Below are 9,509 nucleotides of genomic sequence, written 5' to 3'. Positions count from 1 at the left end.
TGAGGATTGGTTGGAACAATGTCGCAAGGTATATAATTATGCCCTGCAAGAACGTAAAGATTGGTATAATTCGCGAAAATGTCGGATTGACGCTTGTTCTCTTCGCTCGGAATTCATCATTCCTGCTGACACACCCAGACCAACTTACTCAACTCAATGTAAAGCCTTAACTGCATACAGGAAAACCAGCCCTGCATTGCAACGTATCAATGCTCAAGCTTTACAACAAGTGCTGCGCCGACTAGAAAAGGCATTTGTAAGTATGTGGGAACAAAACCACGGATTTCCCCGATTCAAAAAAAGGGGAACCATGAGGTCTTTTGTGTTTCCACAACTAAGTTTAAACCCAATTCAAAATAGTAGTGTCAAACTGCCTGTAATTGGCTGGGTAAAATTTTGGCAATCCCGAGCGATTCCCGATGGTGGAATTATTAAGCAGGCACGGGTAGTAAATCGTGCATCCGGCTGGTATCTAATGCTGACCGTTGAATGGGACGTAAAAATTCCCGACGTAATGCCACACGGAAATCCCCTAGGAATCGATGTCGGACTAACGAATTTCATAGCAACTTCTAATAGTCTTCTAGTCAAGCGGCCAAGGTTTTTTATAGACGCAGAACGCAAGCTGAAATTGCTGCAAAAACGTGTGAGTAAAAAGCGCATTGGGTCAAATAATTGGCGCCAAGCTCAGAAAAAAGTTGCTCTTTTGCATGAATACGTTGCTAATTGTCGAAGAGATTGGCATCGCAAAATCTCTCATCAAATTTGCAACGATGTGGGGATGGTATTCGTTGAGGACTTAAATTTAGTTGGACTATCCAGAGGGATGCTGGGTAAGCACTGCTTAGATGCTGGATGGGGTCAATTTTTAACTGTTTTGGAACAAACCTGTTTAAAACGCGGGGTGTACTTCCAAAAAGTGGATGCCAGGAAAACCAGTCAGATTTGTCCAAATTGTGGTGTCGAAACAGGCAAAAAAGAGCTTTTCGAGCGTACTCATAATTGCTCAAATTGCGGTTATACAACGGATAGAGATGTTGCAGCCGCTCAAGTAGTTCTAATTAGAGGACTTGCAGCCGTAGGGCATACGGTCAAGATGCTTGCTAGCAGGTAAATTCGTCGGAATCCCTGCGAAGCAAGAATCCTCTCGCCTTTAGGCAGAGGTTTGTCAACAAAAGGCAGTTGTCGTTGTTACGATCGACCTAAACCGTTTTATCGAACCATGGTCTGCAAATCTCCCTTACCTTTACCCTCTAACTCAATCAAGCCTCTGCTGAACGCTCAAAACCTGCGGAAACCTGTACTGGCTTTAACAGCGGTTATTTCTCTGAGCAGTTCAATTTTAGTTTGCACCGCAGTCAACTCCTCGCGAGCGGCTGCTCAAGAAAGTGAGGGATGCTTCATGCGGAACGACCGGGGCCAAACTGTCAGTTTGAGCAGATCGGTATGCGGTTTTCTCCCTCAAGAATCGACTCCCGCTGCTTCGCCTGATACTAAGTCTGATGTTAAGTCTGATGTCAAGTCTGATGCCAAGTCTGGAGTGTTTCTAGTCAAAATTAAACGCCGAGAAGCTAATATCCCAGTCATAGAAGTCACCTTTAACGGCAAACAAAAGTTTGAGATGATGGTAGATTCTGGAGCCAGCCGCACAGTAATTACGCCAGCTATGGCTACCGCTTTGGGGATAGTTCCAAAAGGAACCGTGCAAGCAAAAACTCCCAACGGAGAGGCTACTTTTTCTCTCGGCAGTCTTACTTCTATCGAAGCTGGCGGTTTGGCGATTAACAATATAGTTGTGCCAATCTCCCCAGCACTAGAAATCGGGCTGCTCGGTCACGATTTTTTTGGTAATAAAGATGTGACTATTAAGCAAGATGTGATTGAATTTCGATCGCGCTCTTAAAGAGAAGTCATTAGTCATTAGTCATCGGTCATTAGTCATTAGTCATCGGTCATTAGGAATTCGTCAAGCGTGAAGTCGGAAGATTCTACGGTGGAGCGACTCTCAAAAATGTTCGGTCGAGAGAGGTTTTGACGATTGTAGAACCCCCGAATATTGGAGAATATGCCGATTTTGTGAAAAGCGTTTTTTGGGAGTGCGCTCTGTCGCGAGTTCGCACTACAAAATCAAAACTGAGATGCTCCCCCTCTTCCTTCTTCTTGATAACTAATGACTAATGACTGCTGACTGCTGACTAATGACTGCTGACTAATGACTTCACCGCAAAAACTCCACCAACTGCTGCAACTTCAACCAAGATTCGCCGCTCGATAAAATCTCAGACGCCAGAGAAACTCCTGCTGCGTGGGAACCGATCGGGATTACACCTCCCACCTGAAAAGCCAAAGACGCATTCAAAGCTACAACATCCATTTGTGCTGCTGTACCTTTTCCTTGCAAAACATTCCGCAAAATCTCGGCGTTTTCCTCAACATTTCCGCCTTTCAAGGAGCCGATCGCACTTGGCGTCAATCCTACCTGTTCCGGGTGCAAACTCGTCAGTTCCACTTGGCCGCCCGACAAAACCGCCAAATCCGTCACATCACCCAAGCCCGCCTCATCCAACTTTTCTCGGCCGTGAACCACTACCGCCAACTCAGTCCCCAACTCGCCCAAAGCTTGGGCAATAGTTGATACCAGACTGGGATCGAACACCCCGATTACCTGCCCTGTAGGGCGCATAGGATTGACGAGCGGCCCTAAAAGGTTAAAAACAGTCCGCACCCTCAAAGTGCGCCGGAGCGACGCTACAGCCTTAAGTGCGGGATGCCACCCAGGCGCAAATAAAAAGGTGATGCCTACTTCGTCCACCGCAGCTTTTACCTTGGCTGGATCGGCGCTGAGATTGACTCCGAGTGCTTCGAGCACGTCAGCCGAACCGACTTTGCTGGATGCCGATCGATTTCCGTGTTTGGCGACTCGAACTTGGCCTGCTGCAGCGACAAAGGCTACAGCAGTGGAAATGTTAAACGTTGATGCACCGTCTCCGCCGGTGCCGCAAGTATCGATTAATTTGAGATTGGAGATGGGAGATTTGCGATCGACAACGCTCTGAGACTCGCCCGTCACAGACTGAGACTGCAATACCTGAGCCATTCCTGTTAATTCTGGGGCCGAGATGCCTTTGGCTTGGAGGGCTGCTAAAATGGCTCCTGAAAGCGCGGGGGGTATGGCTTCTGCGAGCCATCCCTGCATTAAATCGGCGGCTTGGGCGCGCGAGAGAGATTGTCTGTCTAACAGTTGTTGCAGCAGGGTTGGCCACAGGGGAGAATCCACCCTCAAGGTTGAAGCTGCGGATATATCTGGTGTTGTAAGTACGGGAGAATCAGTCATGTAGCGACAATGATTTTTTTTGCTGGGGTGGGCTGTTTGATGTCGGGGCTGCGCCGAGTGTCGATCGGGATTTTACCAGACTGGCCGACCCAATTTTGCGCGCCGCTGCCCAGATTTTTGCCTAAATGACAGCACGGCTACAGAATTTATCCAAACAAACTAGCTCAATATGAATTTTTTGATACAACAATGCTCCCTCGGATTGTGACAATTTTAGACAAGGGGTTCATCTACTAAAGAGCGATCGACCGTCAGCTATATAATCTGCCAGCAAAAATCAATGGTAACTGGCATATTGGGGGCAAGCATTCAGCTTGAGCAGCGGATTACTTGCAGCAAGTTAGCCGTAGCTTGCGGGGCCCGACGCCCGAGGGCGAGCGTCTAAAAAACCAGCAGTTGGTACTGTACAACAGGCTCGATCGTTGTAAAAGCCGCTGCCGAAACAGGAAAAAACAGCTTGCAGCTAATTTCAGGGTGTACAATTATTTCTCATTTATTCAGGAAGCTTTTAACAGGCGGGTTTTCGTCAAACCATCGCAATTTTCAGCAGATTGATTGGCAAATCCGATTTTGACAGTCATTTGTAGCTCAAAATAAAATAGACCCTACTCGTTAAACTTTCGCAACTCTACTAACAACTAACAGCGCAGTAGATGAAGTTCATAAAGACAGCAGTGTCCCGGGAATCCCAGACTCTAGCAGTTCTCGATCGGATAAAATACACATATTCTGTAGGGACACAACACAGCCTTGTGTCCTGATATGTGTTGCCGATAAATGAGCATTCCGAGAAACAATCGCACGGGCGGTTGATTTATAGGCAGGGCGACACAGCATCTCTACTACTAAAAGACAGCCAAAAATATTGAATTTTTCACAAAAATACAGCAGGGTATTCAAAAATGGCACACCAAAAATTAGCAAACAAAACGATAGAGTGTAAATTGGAAAACAAAGCGATAGAATGCCTGAATATCGAGGAGGCACTACACCAAATGGAAGCAAAATATCAGAGTATGTTTGAAAATGCTGTTTCCGGCATTTTCCAAACAACCCATGACGGTCGCTACATCAGCGCTAACCCAGCTTTGGCTCGCATCTACGGATATAATTCGGTCGCAGAATTGATGGACAGTCTGACTGATATCAGCGATCAGCTTTACGTCAATCCCGATCGCCGCAATGATTTTATTTCTGCTTTGCAAGAACAAGGAATCGTGTCAGATTTTGAGTCGCAGATTTATCGCCGAGATGGCACAGTAATTTGGATCGCGGAAAATGCCCGAGCCGTCCGCAATCCAAGCGATCAATTGCTCTATTACGAAGGTTTTGTGGAAGATATCACCCAGCGCAAAAATGCCGAATCTAGACTTAGAGAAAGTGAAGAACGCCTGCGGATGGTAATTGAAGGTGTTAAAGATTATGCTATATTCATGTTAGATACTAAGGGATATGTAGCGAGCTGGAATTCCGGAGCAAAACGAATTTTAGGCTATGAAGCCAGCGAAATAGTCGGCAAAAAGTCTGAATGTTTTTATACGCCTGAAGATATTGCAATTGGCCTGCCGCAAGAAAAATTAGTCACAGCTACTGCCGCAGGTAGATATCAAAGTGAAGGCTGGCGGTTTCGTCAAAACGGCTCCAGATTTTGGGCGAAGATTATTGTTACTGCTTTGTGGGATGAAAGCGGAGAGTTGCAGGGCTTTTCTCAAGTAATGCAGGACATTACTCAGCAAAAGCGGGCGGGAGAAGAAAGAATGCAGTTGATTGCTTCTTTGCAAGCATCGGAAAAGAAGTTTCGCACTCTGTACGAATCGACGACAGATGCGGTAATGCTGCTAGACAAAGAGGGTTTTTTGGATTGCAATCCGGCTACTTTAAAGTTATTTGGATGCAGCACAGAATCGGAGTTTTGCGGCAAGCATCCTTCGGAATTTAGCCCGCCGCTGCAACCCGACGGACAAGATTCTATGAGTCTGTCTCTAGAGCGAATTAATAGGGCTCTGGAAACGGGAAATTGTCGTTTTGATTGGCGGCACTGCCGTTTGGACGGTTCCGAGTTTCCGGCGGAAGTGCTGTTAACTTCTATGGATATCGGCGGCAAAATGGGGCTGCAAGCCGTGGTGCGCGATATCACTTATCGTGTGCAGGCAGAGGTTGCTCTGAAGCAGGCTAACGAGGTGTTGGAATGCCGGGTAAAAGAGCGGACAAGTCAGTTGGAAGACGCTATTAAACAGTTGAGTTTGTCGGAGGAAAAGTTTTCTAAGGCTTTTCGATCGAGTCCAGATCCGATGACTATTACTACTTTTGCTGAGGGTCGTTTTATAGAAGCTAATGATAGTTTTTTGTCGATAACTGGTTACAGTTTAGAAGAAATGACCCGCAATACAGTAGCGGGATTAAATATTTGGGTAAGGCCTCAAGACAGACTTGATTTTAGGCAATTGCTGCAAGCACAGGGTGTTGTTCGGAACCAGGAATGCGAATTTCGCGTGAAGTCGGGATCGGTGGTGGTGTGTTTGGTGTCAGCCGAATTGATTAATTTGGAGGGGGAACTCTGCGTGCTGGTGGTGATGACGGATATTACCGATCGCAAACACGCCGAAGAAGCCCTGCGGGAAAGCCAGCGCGCATTGTCCACGCTGATGAGCAATTTGCCGGGGATGGCCTACCGTTTTCGCAACGATGCCGATCGCAGTATGGAGTTTGTCAGCGAAGGTTGCTATCAATTATCCGGCTATTCTCCAGAAGAATTTATCGGCACTCGGCAAATTTCTCTCTCGGAATTGACTCACCCCGACGATCGCGAAATCTTCTGTAATGCCGTAGAAATTGCCCTGCAAGAAAATCGACCCTATCAGCTAAATTACCGCATAACTTCTAAAAACGGCGAATTAAAATGGGTTTGGGAGCAAGGTTTGGGAGTATATTCCGACTCAGGTGAATTGATAGCTTTAGAAGGGTTAATTACTGATATTTCCGAACAAAAACGCAGCGAGGAAGCTTTGCTGCGATCGCAAACAGAGTTAACCCAACAAAAACTTCAGCTCGAAAATACTTTGCACGAATTGCAGCAAACTCAAGCAGTATTGATTCACACCGAGAAAATGTCTACCCTCGGTCAAATGGTAGCCGGTGTGGCTCACGAAATTAACAATCCCGTTAGCAGCGTCTGCGGCAATCTCGTCCACATAGGTCACTACACGGAAGATTTGCTGAATTTAATCGATATGTATCAGGAACACTGCCCGCAGCCGCCGGCACCAATTCAAGATAAAATTGAGGATATCGAGCTAGATTTTCTCTTAGAAGATTTGCCAAAAGCAATATCTTCGATGCAGATAGGGGCCGATCGCATTCGGGAAATTGTGCGATCGCTCAGAAATTTCTCTCGCAAAGACGATTCTCAAATGACCAAAGTTAACCTGCACGAAGGCATTGAAGGAACGCTGCTGATCCTGCAAAGCCGGTTGAGAGCGCGCGGCAGCTATCCCGAAATTGCGGTAATTAAAGAATATGGCAATTTGCCTTTAGTTGAGTGCTATTCTGGTAAAATCAATCAGGTGTTTATGAATTTGATCGGAAATGCGATCGACGCGATCGAGGAATACAACGCAGGGCGATCGGTTGCCGAAGCCAAAGCTAATCGCAGCAAAATTAAAATTAAAACGGAAGTCCAAAACTCCAATGCTGTAATTCGGATTTCTGACAACGGCCCCGGTATGCCCGAAGAAGTTTGCCAGCAGTTATTCGAGGCCTTTTTTACCACCAAACCCGCAGGGAAAGGCACCGGTTTGGGCCTGTCCATTTCCTACAAAGTCCTCCAACAGCACGGCGGGACGCTGAGCTGCGTATCTGCACCGGGCCAAGGAGCCGAGTTTATCATCGAAATGCCGATCGAGCAAATTAGTCAGTAGTCATTAGTCAGCAGTCATTAGTCATTAGTGATTGTAGGGTGCGTCAGGTCTAAATATGACCACCACAGACTAATAATTTTCCACCTGACGCACCCACGGTTAGCTATCGCACATTTGGGCCACCAGAATCCCTCACGCTAACCCGCAAGTCCGCCGTTCGTTTCAAACCCCCGTCTCCTAGCGAAAGTCCTCTTTTAGAGGACTGAAAAACAAATTAAATCAACAAATTTTCCAGTATTTTTCATCATTTTTCAGTCGGTTTCAACGGACTTAAGCTATGAGACAGGGGTTTCAACCCCTGGCGGACTCGCGGACAAGCAAACTAGCCCGCGGACAAATAATCCCATCCACGGACAAATGAACTTTCCTCAATGTTACGCGACACCCAAAATCAAAGAAACCGGGTTTTTCGCAATATCTTCGGCTGTAACGAACAATTCTCGAAAAAACCCGGTTTCTAGTTAGTAGGGTGCGTCAGGTCTAAATATGACGCTCGCAGACTAATAATTTTCCACCTGACGCACCCTACTACTGTCAACTGTCAACTGTCAACTGTCAACTAACTACTGACACCTATCCAAATAAATTTGAGCCACCCTATCCCCCGGATTTTGCCGCAAACAATCGGCAAAAAGTGTCGCAGCTTCGCTAAAATTATAGATATTGTACAAAGACCAAGCCTGAGCAAACAGTTGCAAAGTAGCCAACTTCCCCGCTTTAAGTTCCGGCAAATCCGCATCAAAAACTTCATACACAGTAACCCATTCAGACTTACCCTTAACCTGAACTCGATCGATTACCCGAATTGCATAATCAGCAGGATTTGTCAAGCGATCGAACGTCTGCTGAGTAATTAACAACGGCACCTCGTAATTCTTCGTCAAACTCTCCATCCTAGAAGCCAAATTAACCGCATCGCCGATCGCAGTACCGTCCATTCGGCTGTTTCCGCCAACAGTACCCAGCATCAAAGAACCAGTATTGATTCCCACCCCAATCTGAACCGGCACACCGCCCATAGAAGCGCGATGTTGATTGTATTCAGCAAGAGTATGCAGCATCGCAATTCCCGCTTTCACAGCATTGTCGGCGCCCTCGCTAAACAAAGCCATAATTGCATCGCCAATATATTTATCAATAAACCCCTGATTTTCCACAATCAGCGGTTCCATATAACTCAAATATGAATTTATAAATTTAAAATTTTCTTGCGGTGTCATCTGTTCCGAAATAGTTGTGAAATCGCGGATATCAGAAAACAAAATCGACATTTCCAACTCCACCGCTTCTCCCAATTTAACATCAACAATACTGTCACATCCCAAAAAAGATAAAAACTGATTGGGCACAAAGCGACTGGTTGCTTTAGTGATTTTTACTTCTGTATCTAGTGCCATTTCCAGATTGCAATTAACTTGAAAAAGTTCTGCAATCAGATTTTTGCGCTCGGCTTCAGCTTTTTTGCGATCGGTAATATCTTGAAGAGTATTAATAGCATAGGTAACTTTTGCATTTGTATCATAAATCGGAGTTGCCGAAATTTCCAAGGGAATAATTTGATCGCCGTTGTGGACTTCTATATCTTCAGCAGTGGCATTTTCCCCCCTCAATGCCCGCACAATCGGTAAATTTTCGGGAGGATATTCTCGATCTGTTCCTGCTACATAGGTTTGATAAACCTCGGACAATTGTTCGGCACTCGTATCCGGTACAACTCCTTTGCCAAATATGTTTTTTGCTTTCTGATTAACATAGTAAATTTTGCCCTCCGAGTCCAAGACTCCCACCCCAATTGGCATTGCTTCCAAAAACTGCGTCAAGCGATTTTCATTTTCGTGAAGTAGGGTAATTAGCAAGGCTTGCTCGCGGTTTAAATGCGCCAATTCCTGATTCATTTGCTGAAGCTGCGCGTTTTGGGCTGCCAGCAGTTGATTTTGAATATAACTGTTTACTGCTTCTTTTACCGTCAAACTCAAATCTTCTTGCTGCCATGGTTTAGCTATATAACGATATAAATTTGCATTTTTTATAGCATTTCCCACAGCCTCAATATCTGCTTGCCCTGTCAGCATAATTTTGATAGTGTTGGGAGAAAGTATATGGACTTGTTTTAATAGTTCATCTCCCTTCATCTCAGGCATGATATGATCGGAAATAATTAAGCTGTTTCGCATTAAAACTGGTATAATAATAAATCACAAGTCACAGAAAAGCCCGAAGTATGCCAGCCAAAAATCATCTAAATGCAGAGCAAGTCA

General features: G+C 45.6%; 5 protein-coding genes. 3 read left to right on the top strand and 2 right to left on the bottom strand.

Features of this window, described 5'->3' with window-relative positions; genetic code table 11:
• Positions 1–1,114: transposase (locus JGK39_RS30550; protein WP_366049437.1), on the top strand; the 1,114-nt coding region annotated here is incomplete at its 5' end.
• Between the two features lie 51 nt (positions 1,115–1,165).
• Positions 1,166–1,903, top strand: a complete 738-nt coding sequence (locus JGK39_RS30545) for a retropepsin-like aspartic protease (protein WP_293249032.1) — start codon at positions 1,166–1,168, stop codon at positions 1,901–1,903.
• A 315-nt stretch (positions 1,904–2,218) separates the two neighbouring features.
• On the opposite strand, the gene trpD is transcribed toward JGK39_RS30545, so the two are convergent.
• Positions 2,219–3,334: an anthranilate phosphoribosyltransferase gene (gene trpD, locus JGK39_RS30540; protein WP_293249035.1), complete on the bottom strand. Its 1,116-nt coding sequence runs from the start codon at positions 3,332–3,334 to the stop codon at positions 2,219–2,221.
• A gap of 995 nt (positions 3,335–4,329) precedes the next feature.
• Here trpD and JGK39_RS30535 point away from each other — a divergent pair.
• Complete coding sequence (locus JGK39_RS30535) at positions 4,330–7,251, top strand: PAS domain S-box protein (RefSeq protein ID WP_293249038.1); 2,922 nt, start codon at positions 4,330–4,332, stop codon at positions 7,249–7,251.
• Between the two features lie 563 nt (positions 7,252–7,814).
• Here JGK39_RS30535 and JGK39_RS30530 read toward each other — a convergent pair.
• Entirely contained in the window at positions 7,815–9,425 is a 1,611-nt protein-coding gene (locus JGK39_RS30530; RefSeq protein WP_366049434.1) for an adenylate/guanylate cyclase domain-containing protein, read from the bottom strand.
• Between the last annotated feature and the right edge of the window lie 84 nt (positions 9,426–9,509).

It is taken from the genome of Microcoleus sp. PH2017_12_PCY_D_A (assembly GCF_020738565.1).
Lineage (GTDB): Bacteria > Cyanobacteriota > Cyanobacteriia > Cyanobacteriales > Microcoleaceae > Microcoleus.
This window is presented reverse-complemented; position numbering and strand designations above follow the sequence as displayed.